The sequence below is a fragment of the Mucilaginibacter sp. UYNi724 genome (assembly GCF_054057495.1).
On record NZ_JBSRZI010000002.1, the window covers coordinates 328,621 to 352,389 of the forward strand.

General features: G+C 41.4%; 27 protein-coding genes. 7 read left to right on the forward strand and 20 right to left on the reverse strand.

The features are described from left to right. From ACVW0P_RS04280 to ACVW0P_RS04330, 11 genes are all read right to left on the reverse strand, one after another. Window positions 1-390 (reverse strand): hypothetical protein, encoded by a 390-nt coding sequence (locus tag ACVW0P_RS04280; protein ID WP_457130989.1) that lies wholly within the window; start codon window positions 388-390, stop codon window positions 1-3. 303 nt (window positions 391-693) lie between these two features. Further along, a complete protein-coding gene (locus tag ACVW0P_RS04285) occupies window positions 694-1,128 on the reverse strand; it encodes a hypothetical protein (RefSeq protein ID WP_457130990.1) in 435 nt (144 codons plus the stop codon). 10 nt (window positions 1,129-1,138) lie between these two features. Beyond that, window positions 1,139-2,644 carry a trypsin-like peptidase domain-containing protein gene (locus ACVW0P_RS04290; RefSeq protein ID WP_457130991.1) on the reverse strand — a complete coding sequence of 502 codons (1,506 nt, stop codon included), beginning with the start codon at window positions 2,642-2,644 and terminating at the stop codon, window positions 1,139-1,141. A gap of 10 nt (window positions 2,645-2,654) precedes the next feature. After that, window positions 2,655-2,969, reverse strand: coding sequence for an HPF/RaiA family ribosome-associated protein (locus ACVW0P_RS04295; RefSeq protein ID WP_457130992.1), 315 nt, complete (start codon window positions 2,967-2,969; stop codon window positions 2,655-2,657). Window positions 2,970-2,981: 12 nt separating this feature from the next. Beyond that, entirely contained in the window at window positions 2,982-3,437 is a 456-nt protein-coding gene (locus ACVW0P_RS04300) for a hypothetical protein (protein WP_457130993.1), read from the reverse strand. Window positions 3,438-3,606: 169 nt separating this feature from the next. After that, the gene (locus ACVW0P_RS04305; protein WP_457130994.1) at window positions 3,607-4,095 is read right to left on the reverse strand and encodes a DUF2147 domain-containing protein; all 489 of its coding nucleotides are present in this window, start codon (window positions 4,093-4,095) and stop codon (window positions 3,607-3,609) included. A gap of 2 nt (window positions 4,096-4,097) precedes the next feature. After that, a complete protein-coding gene (locus tag ACVW0P_RS04310; protein WP_457130995.1) occupies window positions 4,098-5,006 on the reverse strand; it encodes a universal stress protein in 909 nt (302 codons plus the stop codon). Between the two features lie 108 nt (window positions 5,007-5,114). Next, window positions 5,115-5,996, reverse strand: coding sequence for a mechanosensitive ion channel family protein (locus tag ACVW0P_RS04315; protein ID WP_457130996.1), 882 nt, complete (start codon window positions 5,994-5,996; stop codon window positions 5,115-5,117). Between the two features lie 8 nt (window positions 5,997-6,004). Then, on the reverse strand, window positions 6,005-7,750 hold the full coding sequence (locus ACVW0P_RS04320) for an APC family permease (protein WP_457130997.1): 1,746 nt from the start codon (window positions 7,748-7,750) through the stop codon (window positions 6,005-6,007). A 9-nt stretch (window positions 7,751-7,759) separates the two neighbouring features. After that, window positions 7,760-9,079 (reverse strand): DUF389 domain-containing protein, encoded by a 1,320-nt coding sequence (locus tag ACVW0P_RS04325; RefSeq protein ID WP_457130998.1) that lies wholly within the window; start codon window positions 9,077-9,079, stop codon window positions 7,760-7,762. Window positions 9,080-9,081: 2 nt separating this feature from the next. Further along, complete coding sequence (locus ACVW0P_RS04330) at window positions 9,082-10,329, reverse strand: cation:proton antiporter (RefSeq protein WP_457130999.1); 1,248 nt, start codon at window positions 10,327-10,329, stop codon at window positions 9,082-9,084. Window positions 10,330-10,634: 305 nt separating this feature from the next. On the opposite strand from ACVW0P_RS04330, the gene ACVW0P_RS04335 reads away from it, so the two are divergent. Then, complete coding sequence (locus ACVW0P_RS04335) at window positions 10,635-11,609, forward strand: DMT family transporter (RefSeq protein WP_457131000.1); 975 nt, start codon at window positions 10,635-10,637, stop codon at window positions 11,607-11,609. 534 nt (window positions 11,610-12,143) lie between these two features. Here ACVW0P_RS04335 and ACVW0P_RS04340 read toward each other — a convergent pair. Next, window positions 12,144-13,586, reverse strand: a complete 1,443-nt coding sequence (locus ACVW0P_RS04340) for a HEPN domain-containing protein (protein ID WP_457131001.1) — start codon at window positions 13,584-13,586, stop codon at window positions 12,144-12,146. Window positions 13,587-13,725: 139 nt separating this feature from the next. Here ACVW0P_RS04340 and ACVW0P_RS04345 point away from each other — a divergent pair, with 139 nt between their 5' ends. After that, the gene (locus ACVW0P_RS04345; protein ID WP_457131002.1) at window positions 13,726-14,139 is read left to right on the forward strand and encodes a helix-turn-helix domain-containing protein; all 414 of its coding nucleotides are present in this window, start codon (window positions 13,726-13,728) and stop codon (window positions 14,137-14,139) included. A 150-nt stretch (window positions 14,140-14,289) separates the two neighbouring features. Here ACVW0P_RS04345 and ACVW0P_RS04350 read toward each other — a convergent pair whose 3' ends face one another. The 7 genes from ACVW0P_RS04350 to ACVW0P_RS04380 form a co-directional block, all read right to left on the reverse strand. Beyond that, the gene (locus ACVW0P_RS04350) at window positions 14,290-14,817 is read right to left on the reverse strand and encodes a hypothetical protein (RefSeq protein WP_457131003.1); all 528 of its coding nucleotides are present in this window, start codon (window positions 14,815-14,817) and stop codon (window positions 14,290-14,292) included. Beyond that, on the reverse strand, window positions 14,814-15,800 hold the full coding sequence (locus tag ACVW0P_RS04355) for a relaxase/mobilization nuclease domain-containing protein (protein WP_354427498.1): 987 nt from the start codon (window positions 15,798-15,800) through the stop codon (window positions 14,814-14,816). Before ACVW0P_RS04355 ends, ACVW0P_RS04350 begins: the two co-directional genes overlap by 4 nt. Continuing rightward, window positions 15,775-16,179, reverse strand: a complete 405-nt coding sequence (locus ACVW0P_RS04360; protein WP_354427496.1) for a plasmid mobilization protein — start codon at window positions 16,177-16,179, stop codon at window positions 15,775-15,777. Before ACVW0P_RS04360 ends, ACVW0P_RS04355 begins: the two co-directional genes overlap by 26 nt. A gap of 197 nt (window positions 16,180-16,376) precedes the next feature. Then, entirely contained in the window at window positions 16,377-16,676 is a 300-nt protein-coding gene (locus ACVW0P_RS04365; protein WP_354427494.1) for a hypothetical protein, read from the reverse strand. Beyond that, the gene (locus ACVW0P_RS04370; protein ID WP_354428792.1) at window positions 16,673-16,942 is read right to left on the reverse strand and encodes a helix-turn-helix domain-containing protein; all 270 of its coding nucleotides are present in this window, start codon (window positions 16,940-16,942) and stop codon (window positions 16,673-16,675) included. The genes ACVW0P_RS04365 and ACVW0P_RS04370 overlap by 4 nt, the downstream gene beginning before the upstream one ends. A 196-nt stretch (window positions 16,943-17,138) precedes the next feature. Continuing rightward, a complete protein-coding gene (locus ACVW0P_RS04375; RefSeq protein ID WP_354427492.1) occupies window positions 17,139-17,924 on the reverse strand; it encodes a hypothetical protein in 786 nt (261 codons plus the stop codon). Between the two features lie 485 nt (window positions 17,925-18,409). Next, a complete protein-coding gene (locus tag ACVW0P_RS04380) occupies window positions 18,410-19,696 on the reverse strand; it encodes a vanadium-dependent haloperoxidase (protein ID WP_354427490.1) in 1,287 nt (428 codons plus the stop codon). Window positions 19,697-19,952: 256 nt separating this feature from the next. On the opposite strand from ACVW0P_RS04380, the gene ACVW0P_RS04385 reads away from it, so the two are divergent. Together ACVW0P_RS04385 and ACVW0P_RS04390 are read left to right on the forward strand one after the other, a co-directional pair. Next, the gene (locus ACVW0P_RS04385) at window positions 19,953-20,999 is read left to right on the forward strand and encodes a sensor histidine kinase (protein ID WP_457131004.1); all 1,047 of its coding nucleotides are present in this window, start codon (window positions 19,953-19,955) and stop codon (window positions 20,997-20,999) included. After that, the gene (locus tag ACVW0P_RS04390) at window positions 20,996-21,697 is read left to right on the forward strand and encodes a LytR/AlgR family response regulator transcription factor (RefSeq protein ID WP_457131005.1); all 702 of its coding nucleotides are present in this window, start codon (window positions 20,996-20,998) and stop codon (window positions 21,695-21,697) included. Before ACVW0P_RS04385 ends, ACVW0P_RS04390 begins: the two co-directional genes overlap by 4 nt. Window positions 21,698-22,000: 303 nt before the next feature. Here ACVW0P_RS04390 and ACVW0P_RS04395 read toward each other — a convergent pair whose 3' ends face one another. Beyond that, window positions 22,001-22,363, reverse strand: coding sequence for a winged helix-turn-helix transcriptional regulator (locus ACVW0P_RS04395; protein WP_354427484.1), 363 nt, complete (start codon window positions 22,361-22,363; stop codon window positions 22,001-22,003). 74 nt (window positions 22,364-22,437) lie between these two features. Here ACVW0P_RS04395 and ACVW0P_RS04400 point away from each other — a divergent pair, with 74 nt between their 5' ends. Genes ACVW0P_RS04400 through ACVW0P_RS04410 form a run of 3 tightly spaced genes read left to right on the forward strand, consistent with a single transcriptional unit; the run spans window position 22,438 to window position 23,646 of the window. After that, window positions 22,438-22,875: an SRPBCC family protein gene (locus ACVW0P_RS04400; protein ID WP_354427482.1), complete on the forward strand. Its 438-nt coding sequence runs from the start codon at window positions 22,438-22,440 to the stop codon at window positions 22,873-22,875. Window positions 22,876-22,907: 32 nt separating this feature from the next. Next, entirely contained in the window at window positions 22,908-23,450 is a 543-nt protein-coding gene (locus tag ACVW0P_RS04405) for an SDR family NAD(P)-dependent oxidoreductase (protein WP_354427480.1), read from the forward strand. A gap of 4 nt (window positions 23,451-23,454) precedes the next feature. Further along, window positions 23,455-23,646, forward strand: a complete 192-nt coding sequence (locus ACVW0P_RS04410) for a hypothetical protein (protein WP_354427478.1) — start codon at window positions 23,455-23,457, stop codon at window positions 23,644-23,646. The last annotated feature ends 123 nt before the right edge of the window (window positions 23,647-23,769 follow it).

Genomic DNA, 23,769 nt, shown 5'->3' on the forward strand with positions numbered 1-23,769 from the left:
TCACGGCTTAGTTCCAGGTTCAATAGCATATATGCTGTCGACTACAAAGTGGCTTACACCGCGCCATGGTAATGTGTGCAAATATTCTCTATAATGTAATTGTAAAACAGCGCCCGCGTGATGATTAAGTGAATCAGCCAGTTTGGAGTCAGTTACCGAAAACATAAATTCGTTAGATGTTATCGCCCCTGGTTGCGGAGTTTTAAAACCGGCCTGTATCAATCTACCCTCGTGGGTCTTAAATAGATAGCCTTTCTCTACAAAATAATTCAACTGCCCGGCTTTCACACCCTGGCCAAACACAAAATAGTAACGATAGTAAACAATGGAAATCAGCGCGATCAGCAAAACGCCGCCGCTTATCATTATAATTTTCTTTTTAGTGGTCATAGATTAAGAATTAAAACAAGTGTAAAGTGAAATCGGGTGAAGGGCGATGCCGATCCGGTTGATTGGTTCGGGACTGATATCGGAAATCACGGCCCAACGCCCAGTTTCCTGGCTAACGCTAAAGGATTTGGCATCCGGAAAATCGATTCGCCAGCCGGAACCGTGTTCATAAGTTTCGGGGGTAGCCTCCAACTTCAGGACTTTTTTTTAAAGGTTCATTAATCGTGATCTTCATATTCTTTAAATTAAATTCAATACCTACTCCGAATAAGTCACCCGGAACAGGTGGTTGAAAAAGCTTCTTCAGGCATTAATACCTGTTATCGGCACCGGGAAAAGGAAATCATCTAATATATTGTGATGTGCGCGGGAAACATGGTCTTTGAATGCCAGCATACTTTTGTGCATGGCCGCCTGATAATCAGCGTCAAACTTTTTCAGGATGGTCTCTAATTTCCCCAGTTTAGCCGTTAAAGCCGTTTTTCGCTCGGCTTGTCCTTTAGGAAGAACCGCGTCGAGTTGGTTCCAATTTTCACGGAATGCCTGATCTGCTTTTTGATAAAAACCGGCCAGCAAAATGTCGCTAGTGTAGGTCTTGGTATGGTCAAATGCGATCGCGGTATTCTTTTCCGCATCGTCCGTGGTACCATCTGCGTTAGCGGCCAGCATAGAAACATAAACCGGAAATTTTAAAAATTCTTGTTGTTCAGCGGTTGAAAGTTCATTAAAGGTGTTCATAGGGTTGAAATTAAGCGCCGAGTGATAAATTAAATACGATCCGTGAGCCATCCGGCGTAATGCAGGCAAAACGGACGATGCCATTGCGGGCGGCTTTAAAAGCCTTGCTAAGGTCATCTGAGGAATTGATTCGGTTACCATTGACGCTGATGATAATTGAACCTCTTTGAATCCCGATCTGCTCAAACAGCCCACCCGGCGCGATAGCTGTTATGGCCAGGCCTGTATTCATTTGGTAACGTTGCTTAAAAGCATCACTTAACGGCGCGAAAGAAGCACCTAATTTTGAGGCCAGTGCCTGCGGAACAAGTTCGTCTGTTTTCGGAGCGGCTTCCTGTGCTTTAAGGGTAACCTTTGTACTGCTGACTGCAGTCCCTCTGCGATAGTCCAGTTTGACGGCATCACCGGGATGATGACGCGCGATGCGTTCCGATAATTCCACTGATGAATTGATCTTAGCGCCGTCAATACCCTGAATAATATCACCCGGCTTTAATCCTGCGGCAGATGCGGCACTGCCGCTTTGCACGCCGGTCAGATATGCTCCATTAACGCTTCCCGGCTTAATACCTTGCTGGATCAAAAACTGATCTTCAGTAGCAGGGGAAGGAAAACTTACGCCTAACAAACCGCGTTTCACCTCGCCATATTTACGCAAGTCCTCCACGATCTTGCTGGTCAAGTTTACGGGGATGGCAAAGCCATAACCTTCATAACTGCCGGTTTGCGAGGCGATAGCTGCATTAATACCAATCAGTTGCCCGCTGGTATTGACCAAAGCCCCGCCGCTGTTGCCCGGGTTTATCGCAGCATCGGTCTGGATATATGCTTCCACGGCAGAACTGGTAGCGGTAGCCGTACCCGATTCTCCATTTGGTTGTTTGTTTTCTTGCCCGATGATGCCGATGCTTCGTTCTTTAGCACTTACAATACCAGCAGTTACCGTGGTATTCAGCGAGAACGGGTACCCCGCTGCCAGCACCCATTCGCCGATCTGAACGTCATCGGAGTTCCCGACCTGAATAGGTGTTAGGTCATTAGTGCTGATCTTAATAAGGGCCAGATCAGTATTTGGATCACGCCCTACCAGTTTACCCGGGAAGATCCGTTTATCTGTCAGGATTACTTCGATATCTGTCGCACCATCCACCACATGATTATTGGTAACAATAAAACCATCTTTGCTCCAGATAACTCCGGAACCGGAAGCCATTACCGGTACCGCGCGCTGGTTTTGGTTATAATAGCCCCCATAAGAACCTTCATTTTCAGCGGGACGGTTCAGTTTTACTTTGATATGCACAATTGACTGCGTGACTAAAGCGGCGGCTTGTGTAAATTCAGGGACAGCATCCATTATTTTGGCTTTGCCGCGGTTCGCAGCCAATTGGGTAGATGGTATACCAGCCTGGGCCGAGTCGATTGCGCCCCTCCTGGGTTCCATAACTTTGAAAGTAGCGAAGCTAACTGCTGCTGCAACTATTGCGGATATACCGATCAATCCAAATTTGTTCATGATCCGGTATTTAGTGGTTCTTAATTTTATCGGTTATGGTGGTTAGTTTCGTTTTCATCTTTTCGACAGCATGATTAACAGCCGCTTCTACCGTGTCGCCCAGCCCCGAAACCGCTATAGGATCCATCCCATCCAAACGCGCTTCTAAAAGGCAGCGTTTTTCATCCTTTCCTTTTTTTTCGCCGTTTTCATCAGTCAGGTGTACTTCTATACGACTGAGTTGTTGTTCAAACCGGCTTAACGCATTAGTTATCTTGGTTTCGAGATATGTGCTTAAGCGTTCATTTCCTTCTACATTATGGTCCGTATTGATCTGTATATTCATGTTCTTATATTTTTAATTCATTTTTTCAAGTAATGCTGCCGCTGCACTAAAAAAGCCTTTGACTTTTTCCTTTTGTTCGAGGGTCAGCGTATCAGGATCGATCTGTGCGGCTGCTGTCTTTACACGCGCCGCACTTCCAGACAATGATGGGTATTTTTGCTGTTGCAAATTATACAGCGCATCACTCAGGATATCAGCGGCTTTACGGATATCATCAGCATGTGAGATCGCCAGCGGATCTCGTGTGATTTTTTCGGCATCACTTTCCGCTGCGCCGAGATCAGCCTTAACGCCGTAACCTGCCGCTTTAACTAATTTATCGCGGGTAGTACTCGCCATAGCGACGTTGACCTTTTGCGGCTGATAACCCATTTTGAACAAATCAGAAAATGCGATTTCCTCCTGTTGTTGATCAGTGAAAAAGCCGGAGATTATACCCGGCGCTACAATTTCATGCTGATCGCTCATATTGGTTTTTTATGGGTGAGTTTATTTAAAACGGCCGTTAAAAATGGCTGACTATAGTAACCTTAATAAAACTACAGGTGGTAGAGTTATTTGTTTTAGGACGATTACTTATTCAGGTATTGCCTGAAACCGGAAGAAATATTAGCAAATAATAGCTGTATTTCTGGTATTATTTAATCCTGTGGAAAAGCATTGTTTTTCCGATAAATTTAAAATGCCAATAGCCCCGCACTTTTAACAAGCCCTTTTGTGTTATAGATGCAGCCGCATTCCACTCCTTACCATGCTTCGAATCATAAACTTTACCATCCTCCCAGGTTTGATTTTGCGCATCGTATTTTAATCCATCAAGAATGCTCATGCCCAGAATGGTTCTGTTTCGCAGCGCAGGATCAGGATTTCTTTTGTCTTTCCAATAATTCATTGGTTTACCTTCTGTATCGCTAAACCAGATAATTTTTGCCTGAAAATCACTATGGATTGTGTAGATCTGTATCCTTAACGTTTTTTCTTCATTTTCCCACTTTCCACAGATCCGTTCACTGGCCGGTGCAGATTGAGCAACTGCATTTCCGGAAATAAAAATACCCAAAATCAACGTCAGAAGGATACTGATGAATACTTTGGTATTTAAGGGTTCGCCTTTAGAAATCATCATCTTTATACGGTTAAATTAGCTTTCCGTTGATAAGCTATTTTCAGAGTTGTTGCTTTTGATTTGAAATCACCTTTTACGCACAGTACCGCCGCATCTGGATTACGGATCATTTTCTGAGTAAAACTTCCGTAAAAGAATTCTTTCAAAGTACGGGTCTTATTCAATTCGATAACGATTAGGTCGGCTTCTTCCTCCCTGCAGATCCTGCTTAATGCCTTAACAACATTACTGGTATAGAGAGGCCTTGTTCTTGCTGATCTGGAAATTTTTTGTGTTTTATGACGGATGCGTTCCGCAAAACTGGTTATACTGCTCAACAAGTCCGCGTTGTCTTTTTGGATCACACTGACGATTGATACATCTGCATCATTCTTTTCGATGACCGCACTCGTTAATGGCAAACTGGCCATAGGTTGCCCGTCGCTGATCACAGGATAAACAATATGCTTAAAGTTATTCACCTTCCTGCCCGCTGGTACCGTCAGCACATGGCAAGGAGCTGACTTAATGATTTGATAGGCAGCGCTGTCAAACAAGTAAGACTGACCTTTTAATCCGGAAGGAATGCCGGTGATAATCAGATCTGCATTTATCTCTTTAGCCATCTCTTCTACCGCAGTAGAAAGTAGTCCTGTTACAGTGTGACAATGACAGTTTACCTGGTAATCTTTAACAATTGCAGCAGCTGTACGTTCAATGAGATATTTATCCTTTTCAAATATTTCTTCCATCATGGGTTCAATAGTAGACAACTGACCTTGGCGTGGATAATAGTTCATGATGTCCTGCACATAAAGCAAGTGAAGATTTGCCCGTTGTCTTGAAGCCATTTTGACTGCGGTATTGAGCGCGTTTAACCCTGTATCGGATAAATCTATGGGTATGAGAATGTTATTTATAGTCGTTTTCATAATTATATATATTTTGGTTAACAAATAGCGACCATAGGCAGGCCGCTGTGAAGTATGCCATAATATACAAAAAAAAATCCAAACCGTCAAGAAAAAACAGAGATTTCTTTATTTTACTTTCATCTCACTTAAAGGAACGCCGCCCTTTATTCCAAAATCCATCGTTCGAATAGGGAACGGAATCATAATGTCATTAGTATCATAAGCTTTTTTGATACGCATGATCGCCTGGCTTTTTACTTCCAGAAAGTTCACCTGCTCGGTGGTACAGACCCATAGCCTGATCACATAGTTGATCGAACTGTCAGCGAAGTCGGTGTAAAACATAGTGATCTCATCATCCTTCGATAATCCTTCAATGTCCTTGACAGCGTCCAGCGTAATCTCTTTTACTTTATCAAGATCGTCGCCATAGGATATGCCAACGGTGAGGTCCATTCTGCGTTTGCCGAGCAGTGTATAGTTCTCTATCGGGTTTTGAAAAACATCTTTATTGGGTATGATCACCATCTGTCCCTGATAGGTACGGATCACTGTATCGCGAAGATTGATCTCTTCCACTTTTCCCATATATTCCTTGATCTTCACAATATCGCCTACCGACAGCGGTTTCCTGACTGAAATAAATATCCCCGACATAAAATTGGCGGCTATATCCTGGAAAGCAAAGGCCAATGCCAGTCCTAATATACCCGCTCCCGCCAGGATCGACGTTACAGCTTTGTCCAATTTCAGAACACTTAAGGCTATAAAAACAACAATGCCCAGCAAAAAAAGATAAATAAGCGAGCCAAACAAGTTATCCAGGGTTTCATTATGAATGAACCTCCGGAAAATCTTTTTGACGGCTTTACTCACCAACTTTGCCACAAAAAAACCAACTACAAGGATCAATGCCGCTAAGGCAATATTGGGTAATATCCGTATGAAGTCTTTTATCCAGAGCGTAAGTTTATCACTGATTAGTTGATATGCATTATTAATATCCATATTTTTGTTTACATTATTAGCCGTACCCCGCCTAGCTCAGAAACGTGGTAGGGGAATTTATCGCCCGGTGCCCCGATAAACATAAAATTCTTAGGGATTTGCCATTCTTTAGACAGCCGTTCAATCAATTCTGGGCCAAATTTGCCTTCTATTTCCATAAAATTGATGTCTATATCCGGATATGCACGGTCTAGCACCTCGATATCTTTTTTCAAATGATCATTGTCAGATTCCGCATTACAGATATGGACAATCTTCAGCTTTTTGGTGGATTCATTATCTTCTACATACATCATTACCCGGTTTAATATTGCCACATTATCACCACGCGTGAAAAAGACCAATTCCTGCGAATTGATCTTTACTAGTGACCTATAGGGCCTGAAAATTTTAATTACAAGCTTGCGGATGGGTAACCCTACATGCGTTGTTGAATATATGAGCCACTTAATGATCCTGGCACGGTTAAGCATGATCAGGATAAACAACATTGCCGGAATCAGGTAATGGAGAAACACATAAAACGAAGCCAGATTAAGCCGCATGTTTCCAAGAAAGGCAGCGATAATAAACCCCACAGCTATCAGTACGGACAGTACAGGTGCTTTTTCCATACGGGGTAACTTTTGGCGTTTCACTTTAAGTAACAAGTTGCCGACGCCAAACAAGGCCATGACCAAAAGGAAGGAGAATGTATAAACACCGGCAAGGCTTGCAAGATCCCCCTTGGTAACCAATAAGATGGAGACGCAAAGGATAAAGAAACCTACAACGATGCGATAGTTGACACCTCTCCTGGTTTTCGCAAGAAAAAAATTAGGCAGGATCCTATCCAGGGTGATCCGTTCAGCAAGCCCGGTAACACCAACATAGGAGGTTAGTACGGCTCCGCATAATACTAATACGGCGTCAATGGATATGAGATAGCTAAGCCAGCCACCACCTGCTGTAAGCCCCATGAAAGAAAGTAAAGATTCCTTATGGCCATTAATGGATGACATGGGTAAAACTGCCAGCGCCAACAGGGCTATAACTGGATTAAAGAAACTTACTACGCGCCACATATTGCGCAGCGTTTTTGGAAATACACCGAGCTTCTGCTCTTCCACGAAATTTGCAGAGCTTTCGAACCCGGAGATACCAAGCATGGCTGCCGAAAAACCCAAAAACAGAGCTGTCAGTATACTGCCGGATGTCAACGGTAAATGCCAGTTAGTTAAAAAAGTCGTTAATCCGTTGTTAAAAAGAAACCAGCAGCACATGAGTACGAGCAGGCTGAGTGATGCCAGGTGTGTGATAAAGATGATCACGGCAACGATAGCCGATTCACCTATGCCGATAATGGCCAGCATCATAAAAATCCCCAATACCATAATGGTAGCCGGAATTAACGGAAGGCTACCCGCTATATCATGAAAATAAAACATGGCCTCGTAGGCGGATATCACAGCCGTCGCCATGTAAGAAAGAATGGTCAAACAGGCCGCAAAGGAAGCAGTACGCTTAGATGCGGTGTTGAGCAGTACATTGTAGGCGCCGCCATTAAGCGGCAGCGCGCCCACCACTTCTCCATATATCTTCCTGAATAAATAGAGAACAATAGCAACAACTAATAGCGAGATCCAGGCAAACTGGCCGGCATAGGCAATAGTTAGGGCCGACACATAAAGGCACGATGAACTGATATCATTGCCGCAAATAGCGGTAGCTTGTAACTCATTTAATTTATGTAATGCAGGGTTGCTTGTACTCATAACTTAGATTTATTGAATTACCAGTTTTAATTGCGTTGATTGATACCGCTTTTGTAGCCATTGCTGTAATTTCTGAACGTCTGCCTTACGTAATGGTTTTGAAAACCGTGCGAGTGCTACCTTTTGTGTATCAACCAAAGTTGTATCCGCTCTTCGAATGGCTATTTGGTTAACCCCAAATGATCGGATAGCCGGGTACAACACTTTCATTTCCGTCAATACAATGCTATCAATTTGGGGAAGCCTTGCCAGTACTTTCACTGTATCGGTATTCGTCCGCGTGTTAAAAACATCCTCCAGTATACTGGCCTTGATCTGGGAAAGATCCAGTTGCTGCTTGGCGTTCAAGCCCTGCCGGATACGGAGTTGCACATTACGCAGTCGATAGTTGTTCATTCTGTGTTTTAAGGAATCAATTAATGTTTTATTCAGTTCTGCGCCTATCAATAAAAGATCAATTTGCTTATGCTGACTGGTGTATGCAAAAGTTTTCGAGATGACCTGCGTATTCTTAAAATGAAATTCCTGCTCTACAAATTTGCGGGCATTACTTTCAAAAATACTCCTGTTCACAATTCGGTAAGCCATGTAAATACTGGGGATCAAGGTGATTAAAACAATGAGCACAACGTACCGTGTTACTTTTTTCTGCACGCCGGGCTCATCAAATACTTTTCTGTGCATTTTTAGATACCGCGCCATCAAAAACGTGGCAATGGCAATAAAAACACTATTGATGAAGTAGAGATAAATAGCCCCCAGGAAAAAATACCAATTACCCATGGCCAAGCCGAAGCCTGCGGTGCATAAAGGTGGCATCAGTGCGGTGGCGATAGCCACACCAGGAATAACATTGCTTTTTTCTTTACGGGATGCCGCAACCATGCCTGCCAGGCCCCCGAAAAATGCAATAAATACATCCCATGTAGACGGGGAAGTACGCGCAAGTAACTCCGATTGCGCTTCATGTAACGGTGTTATGGAAAAATAAATAGTCGAGGTAAGAATACTGATAATGGTTGCTACCAGTAAGTTTTTACCTCCTTTTTTTACCATTTCGAGATCGTTGATCCCAATTCCCAGACCAATACCCATCACCGGGCCCATGATGGGAGATACCAGCATAGCGCCGATGATAACCGCAGTTGAATTGACATTAAGCCCGATAGAAGCAATGAATATTGCAAAGATTAATGCCCAGAGGTTGGCCCCTCGAAAGTCAATATTCTTTCGTATGGACGAGATAATAGTTGCCTCATCAGCCTTGTCTTCCTGCAAGTTAAACCGATGGGTCAGAAAATAACGAATACGTTGCAAAAGGTTGCTCATAATTATTCTAACGCTTTTACCTGGAGCCTTTGAGCTAGTTTACCAATCGTTAAACCTTGTACTAAAATGGAAAACACCACAATAATATAGGTGATCAGTACAAATTCATCCCGGTACATATTTGCACTCAACGAAAGTGCCAGTGCTACCGATATACCCCCTCGTAAACCTCCCCAGGTCAGAATAGCTATTGCATTATTTTCGAATTTGATCTTGTATCGCAACATTGTAACCGGGAGAATAACGGAGATCCAGCGTGCTAAAAGAACGAGTAAAATACTTATCGCACCGATAATCATAACGGTAGTATTGATTTTGATGATCAGCATTTCTAAACCAATAAAAAGGAAAAGCACTGCGTTAAGTATCTCATCTATAAGATGCCAAAACTTACCCAGATAATCCCTGGTTTCATCAGACATGCTTCCCGCTCTGGCTTTATTACCGGTTATAATGCCCGCAACAACCATGGCTAAAGGACCAGAAATATGCAAGTGAGACGCTAACGTATAGCCGCCCATAACAAGGGCCAGGGTAATTAAAACTTCCACTTTATAATCGTCTATAGACCGTAGTGCTAAAAAGCCCAGGTAACCCAGTACTGCTCCAAAGATTAAACCACCTAAAGCTTCCTGGAGGAAAAGCTTCCCAATATCAGTTACCGAAAAATCTCCACCTGCTGAGCGGGCGATCTGCGCTATACTGATAAATATTACTACAGCTACGCCATCGTTAAATAACGATTCGCCGGCTATTTTAACTTCGAGAGAAGATGGAATCTTTGCTTGTTTAAGAATACCCATTACCGCAATAGGATCTGTTGGTGATATAAGCGAGCCAAACAGCAGGCAATAAATAAAGGGAATTGGCATTGAAAATAACCTGAATAAATACCAGGTCATGCCGCCCACTAAAAAGGTGGAGATAAGTATGCCCATAGTAGCCAACAATATTACCGGCCAGCGCTCTTTTTTCAATTTACCGGCATCAATATGGATTGCCCCTGCAAAAAGCAAAAAACTGAGCATGAAATTCATTAATATATCCTGAAAGTCGACAGAGTTGGCAAGCTGAACCGCTTTTTCTGAAAGGAGAGATTGTGAATTGCCTAATAAAACCAGCAATATAGAGGATATCAGCGATAAGGCCATTATCCCTATAGTAGGCGGCCATTTAATAAACCGATGATTAATATACGCAAATAATGCTGCTAAAACAATGGTGATGGTGATGATCTCGCGTGTATCCATTTACAATTATTAATATTAAGACAATGATTTCGTCCGTTTTTCCTGGTTTGGCAAATACCCGGTCGCTATAGGAGAATCTTTCGAACATAGCTCATTAATGTAGTTTACCGTTAAGGGGGTAATATCTTATAAAAACAAGTTTTTTATCTAAAAAATGTTTGCTCTTAAAAAATAATAGCATGATTCCGCCTAGTCAGCTTATTATTATGAAAGACTTACAACCACAGGCTGATAAGGAATTTCATAGATATCAAATGAATTAACAATAATTAAATGTAGGGATATTATCTTGAGGGTATTATAATATGGCAGTTGTTGCGGAAACAAATCTGTTTACTGTTTGTAGCTTTTTAACTGGGGATGGAACGTTTATGAAAAATATTAAGACCTATTTGATGCTACTATTCGGCATGATACTGTTTGGTAGCGCTACCCCACTAAGCAAATTGGTTACAAAAGATTTCCCGGTTTTTATTGCGGGCGGATTAAGAGTCCTGCTTGCCTTCATCGTCTTAGTTCCTTTCGTTAAACTTTCCAATATTAAAAGTTATAAAGGAAGGGATAAGTGGCTTTTAGCCGGAATAAGCCTTGTCGGCGTGGTTGGTTTTACGGTCTTGATGCTTTTTGGCATGAAACATATATCCGGGGTAACCGGAAGTGTGATCATGAGCGCGACCCCTGCGTTGACAGCTATTCTTTCGGTAGTGTTTTTTAAAGACGATTTTAATTGGAAGAAAGGCGCCGCCATTACCTTGGCTATAGCAGGGGTGATCATTATGCAACTTGGTAAACATCAGGATAACCAAGGCAAAAATGAATTATTAGGTATTTTGCTTGTGGTCGCCGCTATTTGCTGTGAAGCCGGATATACAATGATGGGCAAAGTACTTACTAAAAACTTTCCGCCTGAAGATATCGCGGCGTTCTCTGCACTGATAGGATTTTTGGGGTTCCTGCCTTTTATGATATGGCAAGCCAAAAACCTTTCCTTTGATACAATTGCCATTAAAAGCTGGCTTTATTTGGCTATTTATGGCGCTGGCACTATGGGGCTCGGTTCCGTTCTTTGGTATAAAGGGATAAAACAAGTTGAAGGCAGCACTGCCGCGACATTTATGGGTGTGATGCCGATCAGTGCCTTGGTATTGTCTTATTTTTTATTAAATGAACCGTTTCGTTGGATACATTTGGCGGGATTCGCCATGGTGTTTTCAGGGGTAATAATTATTATAACTATACATGGAAAAATGAAAATGAATGCCGGTGATAATCAGCACTAAGCTGATTAAATTAACACTGAATTAGGCTTAATTACAATTTGCTTGTACAAGCATGGCAATCCATTTTACGCACCATCGCATTTACAACGCTTAGGCACCAAAATCGCAAGGCGGGTGAAATGTCAAGGCCGAAACACCGCTAAAAAACAAAATAAAATGCTTCGCTTGTATAGCCTTTACTTTTCATCCGCCGGTCGGTAATTTTGCCGGACGCGGTGAAATGAGATTAATATTGGGGCGAGGGAAAGGCAGGTGTGTTATGAGGAACGAATGTCACTCCTGCCAGCGGCAGCGAGGCTGACGGCGAAATGAAACCCAGCGCGATAGCGCGAGGTGCAATGAAGCCGCCTGCCGTAGCTGCATGGTTCCAACGGGTGTATGTGTCGTTTTGCTTTTTAGCAGCAATGCCGGACGGTTTAAATCTACCGCCCGACATGCTACTAAGGGGTCTGGCAGTACTTTCTTTATTGTAACCCATTTTTCAAAAGTAAGATGAGGCGAACAAGTGCCCACCTGCCAATACCTCTGAAACGGTCAACACTTAATATCATTTATATATTGCTTGTAAATTCTTTCAGCCACCTTATTGAATTTTGTTACTTGTTTAGATAGTATTCTTACTGAATCACCGTCAGGATTAAATGAACTGCTATATCTTGATTGTGAATAGGCATTTTGCAACAATTGATATAGTTGCGCCCCCTCGGTGGTATTCAATTCAAATACGTCTTTTAATTCATCCGTAAACAATAAGGTAAGCCTTAGCAACCTCGATAAATTATGCATTTGCACCCGGTAACCTATAATGGATTGTATAATTGCTTTTAAAGCACTTTCAACGGATTGGTGCAAAAGAAATGCTGCGAGCCTGAAATTATTATCAGCCCAATATAGCTCTGCACCCCTTAAAAATTCGCTGCCTTGTTTACCCCACCTTTCCCAATTAAACTCTGCTCTTTCTAATAGTACCTCCTTAGTTATTTCCTGGTGAGGGGGTAATATTAATTCAGGGGATTGATATACAACAAATCCCTTTTCCATAACAGCCGACCAAAAACGCCTGCCGATATTTAAGGCTTCCTTTGCGCTATTTGCCTTATGGACTATGGCATGTACAAGAGCAAGATACTGGCAATTATCCTCTATCTTATTGCTGATTACATGCTCTGGTGTTTTTTCATCATCGCTAATAAGAATAAGCAGGTAAAATGTAAACGGCTTAGCATTTGTTCCTAAATGAATGATCATTTGAACCTGCGGGCAGCATTTTAATATCAGATTTTTAATTTCTTCCAATGCCAATTTTTCGGCTGCTGTTGGTTCGGGGCTTATTGTTCGTAGTGCGATTGGCTCGGTGGATGTTTCGTTTAAACTATTTTCAAGTATGCTCCGCTTAAGCTGTGGACGACTACTTTCGCGTTGAAAAATTAGCCATGCTGCAGAGTACAGCTTGATTAAATTTTCGTAAACATTAATAACCTCACCTGCATATAAGGATTCAACATCTGCGTTATTGTAAAGCGCTACGTGTGACCACTCATGCAACTGATCCCTGTACTCTTGCGGTTTAATCTTTTTGAAGACTTTCTTAACTGCCCTATAGGGTTCAAGCTGTTCTTTCATGGAAAGATTTTTAGGATAATATTCCCATCGTTCCCTTTCTTCCTCCAATTGTTCCTCGGTAACTTTGTCTTGGCGGAAAGAGTATCTTTTATAGCCGATTAGTAGCAAGTACATCGCTTCCAAAATCTTTAAATTCAGGTCATATACAAAAAGCAATGTACCAGGGCCGTGACGATCTTCGTCATAATGCTCATCGTTCACTACATAATAGCGCCACTCTTTTAACCGCTTGCCGTGGCCTTTTACGGAATCCGCACTAAAGAAATCAACAACTACAGACATCGGATTTTCAATTTCGTAATGGCGAAGTGTTTTAGGATAATGTTCCCAGGGTGCATATGGTGCGTTATTCATAATGCTCAATTTTCACCGGCCTCCATTAACCGGCAAAACAAAAGAATAGCAAAACATTATCGTACCGAACCATAGGCAATTGTACTTTACAATAAAGCTGTTGTTTTGTACATTTACATTTTAACAATACATTTGACTTATGGCAAAAACAACCTTACACATTGGCAGAAAAATCAGTAAGATCCGTGAGTTGCGAGGAATTAAGCAAGAAACACTTGCTACTTTAATGGGTGTTAGCCAACAAGCTATTTCAAAAATTGAGCAGAGTGCTGATGTAGAAGATTTGGCTTTGGATAAAATTGCTAAGGCGCTAGGGGTTACCGCAGAAGCCATAAAAAATTTTAGCGAAGAGGCTGTCATTAATATCATATCGAGCACGTTGCATGATAACGCCGGTTCAGTAAACAATAATTGCACGTTAACTTTTAATCCGGTGGAAAAATGGCTGGAAGTTATTGAAGAAAACAAAAAGCTTTATAACGAAAAGATTGAATTGCTTGAACGCCTATTACAGGCTGAAAAAGAAAAGAACGAGTTGCTAAAAGGCAAATAATAAGAAGTGGCCTAAAAATATTAAATTGCCGACATCTAAAAGGACAAACCCTTTTTGTCCGATTGTGATAAGGTTTAGGTTTAAGCCCCCAAACAGCGAGTGTAAGGGGGCTTTATTTACTTTCCTGAATGATTCGCAATAATATTGAGTTTACTTATCATCTGTTTTTAAATAAGCCGTATCCATAGCTGATAGAGTTCTCTTTTTAGCAATATGCTTTAAGTAAATCCATGCCCTTTGATAATGAACTGATTTCTCACTTTGCTTATGCTGGCCGTAGGCATCAATTGCTTTGCCGCCTAAAGAATACAAGTAGGTTATAGCGACTAAGCATATACCCCAGGGGATAAGCCTGCCAAAAACAATTTTATAGTACTGCCCCTTGTTGGTTTCGGGGAACAATAAAATGCGTAACTGTTTAGTGGCTGATGTTGGTACCTTACTTAATTTATCATTGACTTGCTTCAACAAGATCAATTCCTCATCCCTTTGATTATTCTGTTTAATTTCCCTTACCTCTGTAAGTATAGTACTAATGGCAACTGAATAATCTGGGACGGGATTTTCGGAAATTTTTGCTACCTGCTTTTCCATCTCTGTATTGTTTTTCACCAGGCTATCAACAATCTCATCGTTGCTATCCATCCTTTTGCTTAGTTCTTCTATTATCTCTTTCATCTTGATATTCCTCTGCTTTGTTGTTGTTCATTTTTCTTTCGCCGTTTTCTTTCCGGGCTATCGTCATCGTCGGCTATATTGCCAAGCAAGCCACCTAATAAATCTGCTCCCGCTGATAGTGATTGCCGTAAATAATGGGTTTCCGGCTCCGGTTTTAAATAAATGGTTTGTTCAGTCTTCTCCTGACTTTCGCTTTCCTGCTTTGCGTTTTCTATTACTTCCCTTAACTGATCCGCTAAACTCTTTTCCGGTTTAGCCTGCTGTTGCTCTATGGCCTGGCTCAGCTTTGCGTAACTTAAACTGCGGTCGATCTCTGATCCTTTAAACTTATACTCGCCCTTGCTGAAACTGATGCCCTGCACCTCGGTAGTGCCGCTCTTGTATTTCAAGTGGGTATCAATACCCTGCTTAGCCAATACTTGCTTTAGCTCATTGATATTTTTTACTTTTTTGCTGGCCGCCTTTATCGCATCGAATAACTCATATTTGATCTTATCGTCCCCTTTAAGCTGCTGCCGGTTGACCTGATCTTTACCTGGCGACATGTAAAAGCCGTGCTTTATGGTTAATTCTTTTGCTACCTGTACATTTCGCTTCTTTTGAAATTTATCCGGTATGGTTTCACCATTGTTGCTTACGCGGTTATAAACGATGTGAATATGCGGGTGTTCTTTATCCCGGTGCTTAACAATTAAATACTGTGTGTCCTGTATCTTCATTCTTTGAAGATATTCTTTCGCCATATTTACCATTACTTCATCGTTAAGCTTGTCAAGATCATTTACGCTCCAGTTTAGGGCAATATGACCAACTGCCTTTCCTAAATTCGGATTGTATTTTCTTTGTAGGTTAAAATCGTTGATGGTTTGATTAACTTGCTGCATTCTTACACCTGCGGCATCCAGTATAACCGCATCATGCTTTTGTACCACATACCGGATACACCCGCCAAAGCTTTTACCCGTTATCACTTTCCCTATCATTGTTATTGAGGTGTTTTAGAATAACATCTATCTCGTTCAAAATTTTACTACAATCCCGTGCTACCGTTAGTAGTCCAAGTTGATGCGCAAGCTTTGTTAGCTGATTAAGATTGTTAGCCAACTCGGCAAGCATCCAAAGGATGCGCCGCTCTTCATTTGTTAATCGCGGAACTATCTTTGCACTTTTAGCCGCTGCCCTTATCCAACTGCTTGAACGCATTCCGGCAGTCTTAGCTTTACTGTCAATATAAAAGCGCTCGGTCGCTGTCATTCTGATGCGCATGATTAAGTCACGTCTGACCCTTTTCTTCGGCCCACCGCCTTTGTTTTTTAGCTCAGCTGTTTGTTTGTTATTAGTGTTCTTTTCTATCGCTTCCATCTGTTAATTCATTACTGTTTCTCTAATTTTCCCTTTTGCAACCATCGGGCGCAAAAGGCAAGTTTGCCCGGTGTCGCAGACATCCGGGAGGTCTTTGTGGCAACAAAGACACAAACTTGCTCCTTACTACCGGATAAAATTTCCCTATAATGTTTTTCGCGATATTGTATATCCCAAATGGTTTTAAGCTGTGCATTTTACATACCTGCTTTGTCCGTTATCAAGGTGACCCGGCTTGCTATATGCTTATCAAAAGATGGCTCATATATAATGTATTCGTGGCCGATCAGACCCTTTAAGCACTTGTGATAAGTGGCCGGTGAACGGATGCCGGATGTTGCCATTAAACTGCTCCGCGTTACCCTGAAAGGCGTGTTGTATTGCTGCTCTTGCCATAATGAAAGCATGGCCGTATACAAGCTGATATGAAAAGGGCTTAGTCCTTTATGTTTTTGGATTGCCTTCAGTAAGGCCAGTTCCGGAGATGCCTTTTTCATTTAATACCTCCTTTCTCTAAAAGCTTCATGATATCCTGGTAACGGTAATACATCATGCCGCCTATTTTAGAATAGGTGAGTGTGCCGTTTATACGCAGGTTCTGTAAGGTGCCAGGCGATATACCTAACAGCTTTCTTACTTCGTTGCTTTTCAGCCATTCCTTGTTTTGTGGTTTTGCATTGCCGCTGAACGCATCTTTTAGTTCCTGTACCAGTTCTGCTTTGAACTGTTTTAGGTCTTCTTTAGTTAAAATCTCTACTTGCATCTGTACTCCGTTTTTGGTTAACGGGACGAATGTAAATTGCGAGATAGCTGATCTCATGACCATCGGTTTCCGATGGTCATGTATAAGAGGCGAACAAGATGGTTATTATAAAGCCTAAATAATTGATATAAAGCAAATTACTTTCTCGTGCAGAAAACGAGGCGAAAACTGGCTGAAATAAATGAGAAATGAATGATTAAGCTTTATTGCTGTTCTTGACGCCTTTTTTTGGGGTGTCCGATACTATCTTAAACAGCTTATTCTCGGCAGGAACTTTAGTCCCCTTGACTCCTATATCGTCTTGTTTATCGGAGAAATAATTCTTGGCAGTCTCTATGGGTATGTCTTTGCCGTCAATGGAAAAGTATTTGCTGATCATTTTATAATAGGGCGTCTTATGATCGCAGCGAAGCAGCCGCCGGTTAGCGGGTAATTGCAGGTCACGAAGTTGCTGAATTAGATCAACGACTGTAGGCAAATGGCCTTCCTCTATTCTAATCTTTTGTACCACATCGTATTCCTTCATTTCGTTAATTTGCTTTTCTAACACTGCGATGTGTTTTTGCAACCTTGCGATGGTAGCATCCTTTTCTGTATAAACCTCAAGTTGTGGACGAACGGCCCATTGATCAATCGAATTCAAGTAATCGGCAAATGTCCGTAATTTCACTTTTTGAATATTAGTTCGCTCATGCTTGGTTTTCGATCCGGGTTTATCTTCTTTAATTAATGCTGCAATGCCATCGTTGATAACGTCTCTCAGGTGCTTGTAGAATTCAATCTCTTGAGATCCTGCATTTACCTTTAAAAAATGATCCAGGTGATATTTGTAAAATGCTTCAAATTCATTTTCCTTACGTTCATATAAGTTATTCAGGAAATGGCGGTCATAATGGCCCCGCCACCAGGAAAAGGGCATGCCTATATCGAACGGATGTTCGCGTTTTTTAAAGCGGGCAAGAGGTTTGAAATATTCTTTCATGAGGATACATAATTGATCAACATGAACAAAGATGATAAAATTTAGATTATGCCAAATAACCAGTGATCTGTAATAAATACTTGTATGTTGGCTAATATTAGCTTTCGCTAACTTTTATAGATACCATTAACCAAAAAAATACGTGAGTGATGAATTTAACGATAATGTTCAGTTATCCTTTATTGATAGCACAAAATGTATAGTTTGATAGTTCAAGGATATCCCATCATTTTTTTAATAATTGAATCAGTTGGCCTGTTAATACTTTGATTCGAGCCCAGTTTGGGGAGCTTCAATGAGCAGGCAAGAGAAACCTTTTGCCTGCTTTTTTATTAAGGTTAACCCGATAAAGGCTCTAGCCGTCGTTGTCCCGATAATCACTTCCAGGCATAGCCACTGAACTCAATACTTTTAAATTTAAAGAGGGTTTGATAAATTTTGATGGGTAGTAGATTTAATGATTCATGATCTTTTACTCTAATAATCTAATTTCGTTCTTTTAAACAGTTCAGGTAAATATAATTACCTACTTTCCTGCCTTGGGTTTCGCCTTGCATAACGGCATTTCTAAAGTGGAAACCTACATAAATTCTCGAAAGCGAAACTTCCCTTGCCGCATCAGAAAAATTTGTAAAGCTGCGGGTAACACCGGGAAGGGCATTACTGCTGCAAGAAAAAGCCATAGCATCCGTGTTAAAAAAGTTTTTTAAAACTTCTGCTGCTGCACCGCCGTCAAGCGCGTGGTTTGACGGATAATCGGGTACCGGCGGTGTTGGCGGCGATAACAAGTTCCAGGCCGCATCGCCTGCTGTGTTGGGATTGCCATCCGTTTCGGCCAGCCTTACCGCAGTTATCGGCCTCCAAAATTTGTAATAAAATTTACCGTCAAAAGCACTGATGTTAGCATCGGCTTCTGCCATTTGCAGCAAAGCCAGCAGCCGTGCTGCCTTCCATCCGTTCAAGTGTTTCTGTAAAATTAGCGTGCGGGCAATCCGGTTCCAGCTTAGCGGAATATTGTCCAGCCAGAACAAGCCAATTTGTGTCTGATCTGTACTGCGTGCGGTACAGCCCATACAGCCCAGGGTTTTGATCTCATTAAAATCAGCTGTATAAGCATCGCTGTTAATGGCGTAGGGTGCCGGCGCTCTAAACTGATCTGCAGAAGTAACACTAAACGTTTTCACTTTCCCCCAGCCTGGCAAAACAACCAATCCGTTGTAAGGCGGCATATCAAATGGTGGCGTAGCACGGTACTCTCCCGGCAGAATACCCGGGGTAAAGGGATATTGCGCAGTCATAGAACCATCGTTTGCTCGTTTGTCCAGCATCGCTTTTGCTGCCGCCTTGCCAATTGCTATTCCTTTTTCCCTTCCTGTAGTTAGATCTGCTAAACTGCTGTTCAGCAAACTATCCGTTGTTGTTTGCTGAACAGGAAACAGCGCTAACATCACATCATGAGCAGCCTGTGCAACCGCCGCATCCGGACTAGCTTCGCTGTCGCTTGAGGTAATTGAAGTGTAGGTGTCGTATTTTGGAACAATAGCGTTCAATGCATCGTGCATAGCCAGGTTAATCATGGCATATATGCGTGATTCGGGCATCGGTTGTATACCGGTGGTTTTGGCAACTGCCTTAGTCCCGGCTTCGTTCCATTTTAGTACCATCCCGGCACTGTAAGTTTCGGTAATGTCGGGTGTTGCTGGTTGGTCTTTTTTGCAGGATAACATGCTGATCATTGTAGTACACAAGAGATAAAATATTGGCTTTTTCATATGTTGATGGGTTGATTTACGCTAAACATAAATGGAATATCTATCCCCAATTTAAATAGTAGCTATTTACCCACAGTTTACCGACCGACGGCTGATTATAGTAGACGAACCGCATATCCTTATGTTTACCTGTTATTTGTTTGCGAAATCATGCTGTATGACTTCAATTAATGGCCGATGATATTTATCCGCTTAAATTGGGTAACTTTAGATAGATATGCATATCAGTGATAACAAATTGGACTATAAAGCTTTGGTGCGGAGATTTTTACTTCACCTACTCTTTTGGGTCCTGATCGTGACCTATTTTGCCTGGGGTTTCGGGTTTAACCTTAATTATAAAAAATCGTTTTTAAACGCATTGTTTTACCTGCCGGGCCACATGTTCATCGTGTACGTATCTTTGTATTTGCTGGTTCCCCGTTATCTTATTACACGAAAGTTCCTTCACTTTTTTGGCGGATTGTTTTTAACAGTGGCTTGCTGCACTGCTTATGCAAGGGCGATGCAGCTCACCCTGGGGGCTAAAAGTAGCCCGGGAGATTTTACCATGACCACGGGCAGGGCTATTCTTCCTTTCTTTCATGTTGGCGGTATCGCCATTTCTATTAAGTTATTAAGCTATTGGTACAAACAAAAGCAGCAAACCATAGCGGCGGAACAGCAGCGAACTATAGCTGAACTGCAATTATTAAAGTCACAGCTTCATCCTCACTTTTTATTTAATACGTTAAATAATTTATATAGCCATACACTGGAACAATCGCCAAAGGCACCAGAAATTGTGTTAAAGCTTTCTGCGTTGCTCCGGTTTATGATCTACGAAAGTTCAGATCGTATAGAACTGGAAAAGGAAATTATGCTGATGGAGCACTACATCTCGCTGGAAAAATTAAGGTACGGCGAAAGGCTGGATGTATCTACAGTAATTACTGGCGATACAAACCTGCATCAAATTGCACCTTTATTATTGCTTCCGTTTTTGGAGAATGCATTTAAACACGGCACCAGTAAACAACTTGATCAATGTTGGATAAGCCTCACAATGTCGGTTAATGAGGGTTTACTGTATTTTAAACTGGTAAATAGTGTTGACCGTGAGCAAGAACCAGCTAATTACAAAACAGGTGGTTTGGGCTTGCAAAATGTAAAGCGCCGGCTCGACCTGTTATATAACGGCCTTTATCATCTGGACATGTTGATGAAAGATGAGGTTTACGTGGTAAACCTTGAAATAAAGTTATCGGAATCACCAGCAAATGAAGCCCTTGAATATGCTATAGCAAAAAAAGAAGCGGTATGAAGTGGAAATGCTTGATTGTAGACGATGAGCCGCCTGCAATAAAAATCATCAGAAGTTACGCGGAAATGGTAGAGCAGTTGGAAGTTACAGGCAGCTGTTCAAACGCGTTACAGGCTATAGAGTTTTTAAAATCTAATAAAGTTGATTTGCTTTTTCTGGATATACAAATGCCTAAATTATTGGGCACCAGCTTTCTGAAAACCTTACAACATCCGCCCCAAGTAATTTTTACTACTGCATACAAAGAATTTGCTACTGACGCTTTTGACCTGGATGCGGTTGATTACTTATTGAAACCCATCTCATTTGAGCGTTTTTTAAAGGCTATAAACAAAGTAACCAGCACAAATAATGTCCGGCCTGTAACGGAACCTCAGCCAATGCAAGGCTTTTTATACTTCCGGGCAGAAAGGAAAATGATAAAAGTATTCCTGTCAGACATAGTGTATGTCGAGAGCTTAAAGGATTATATCCGAATATATCGATCAGGTGATAGCCCTTTGATGGTAAAGCAATCCATTTCAACATTGGAGGCAATGCTGCCTAAAAAGATGTTTATCAGGATACACCGATCTTTTATTGTCTCCGTTGATAAGATCACGGCCTATACCAATCAAGATGTAGAGATCGGGGAATTAGAAATTCCCATTGGCAGGCAATACTCGGGCGTTTTAAAGGATTCACAGTCTAAAGGATGAACGGAATTAATATATAAAATACTTTACTAAGCTGCAACCCCAGATGGCCCTTAGCTAAACAACTAACTTTTGACTAGCAATTAGCTTGTTTTACAAAATATTTTTAATAAGTCACAAGGCTAGTTTTGACACATAAGTCTCTATAGGAATTGCACGGAATTGCTCCCAGAATGGGCTAGAACACTTTACGCTAAACCGGATATCTCTTTCAAATTATATATGAAGTAGTTCGAGTCCACTCTCGGGAAGTTACTTTATTGGAGATTGATTTTGGTATTAAGCCACTATAACGATATTCATAAACTAAGTTTTAGAATTGCTATTCTCTTTTATCACGTCGAGCATAATAATACGATGTTTTACTGCCCAATCGCGAAGTTGTATGATAATAGGCGCGCAACTGCTGCCATGTTCAGAATGAGAATAAAGCACTGAATTTGCTGCCAGTGAACTTCTTTCTACTACAATAAGCCTGTTATGTTCAAGGTACCGCAATTCTCTAATTAATACCCGCGAAGTGACAGGATTTAAGTCCGCCTTGAGGTCCGAGAATCGTTTAGGGCTTCCGCAAAGTGAAGCCATAATAGCACCACGCCAGCGACCTCCTATCAGTTCCAATGCATCCTGAACATCACGATGAAAAATATGTTTTTCTTTGTCTCTCATATCTTTGGTATCCTCAAAGATACCATAATCCTGCAACTAATAAGGATTGTTAATGTTACTTAGATATTATTAAAATGAAAATGATGGATAATAGACCATTTGAACTAGAGCAAGTTTATGATGCTCCCATTGAAGAAGTCTGGAGAATACTTACTGATGAAGACGATATGAAAGAATGGTATTTTCCTCAGTTAAAAAAATTTAAGCCTGTCGTCAGCTACAAATTTGATTTTACCGACGATGGTTCAGATTATAAAAAAGAATGGCAGGTTACTAAAATTGATGAGGGACGAAAATTAGGGCATAGCTGGATTTACAAGGATTACCCAGGCAGTTCAGAGGTAACATTTGAATTGTTTCCGGTAGGCAATAAAACCAGACTTAAGCTTACCCATACAGGCTTGGCAAGCTTTCCAGATGATCCGCACTTTGCAAGACGCAGGTTTGAAGATGGCTGGAAGCAGATCATCGGGAGCAACCTGAAAAATTACCTTAAAAATCAAACTAGTTAGTTATTTAACTTCCATAATCGCAAATAAAACATATGAAAACATCAGAAAACACCATTTTGATTACCGGAGCAGCCAGTGGTATTGGATTAGAAATCGCCAAGTTGTTTAGCCAAAAAAATAATAAGATTATCATGGCGGATAGGTCAATTGACCAACTTAAAATTGAAGCGTCAAAATTGGAAAACGCTGTAGCAATTGCTGTAGACTTGACTGACGAAAATGATATGAATAAACTCATTCAAACGATAAAGCTAAATTTTAGCGACTTGAATATTGCTATACTCAATGCTGGCGCAGCTAATGACTATTCGCTTTATAGCACAGAGTATGACCTGGAATATGCGAAGTCGGAAATTCACACAAACTACATCGCAAATGTTAGGCTAACCCATGCTTTAGAACCATTATTAAGTACCAAAACGGAAGCCGCATTTGTGGTTACTACATCCGGGCTCGCATTTGTTCCAAACCTGAATTACCCAACCTACAGTGCTACCAAGGCCGCACTACATTCATTCGCCCTGGCATCGCGGCTGGCGCTGAAAAGAAAGGGGTCAAAAATTAAGTTTTTTTGATTTGATGCCGCCGTTAACTGAAACGCCCTTAGCGAAAGGATTAGATGCGCCTAAAATTACCGCAGCTGAGGTGGCATCCTGGTTTATCGACAGCTTTGAAAAAGATGAATTAGAAATACATGTAGGAGATACCAAAAAAATATATCAGCTGTTTCTGAGGTCTCCAGAGGAAGCTTTTATGGCGGTGAATCCCTAAAAATGAAATACCTAGTTCTTCGATTAAACCGCTTGCAAATAGTTTAAAATTTTCAGTTGTTCCAGTATATGGTTCGAAATTAGTCCAGCCTGGGGACTTTTCAATTTCTTACAATAAGTGGTT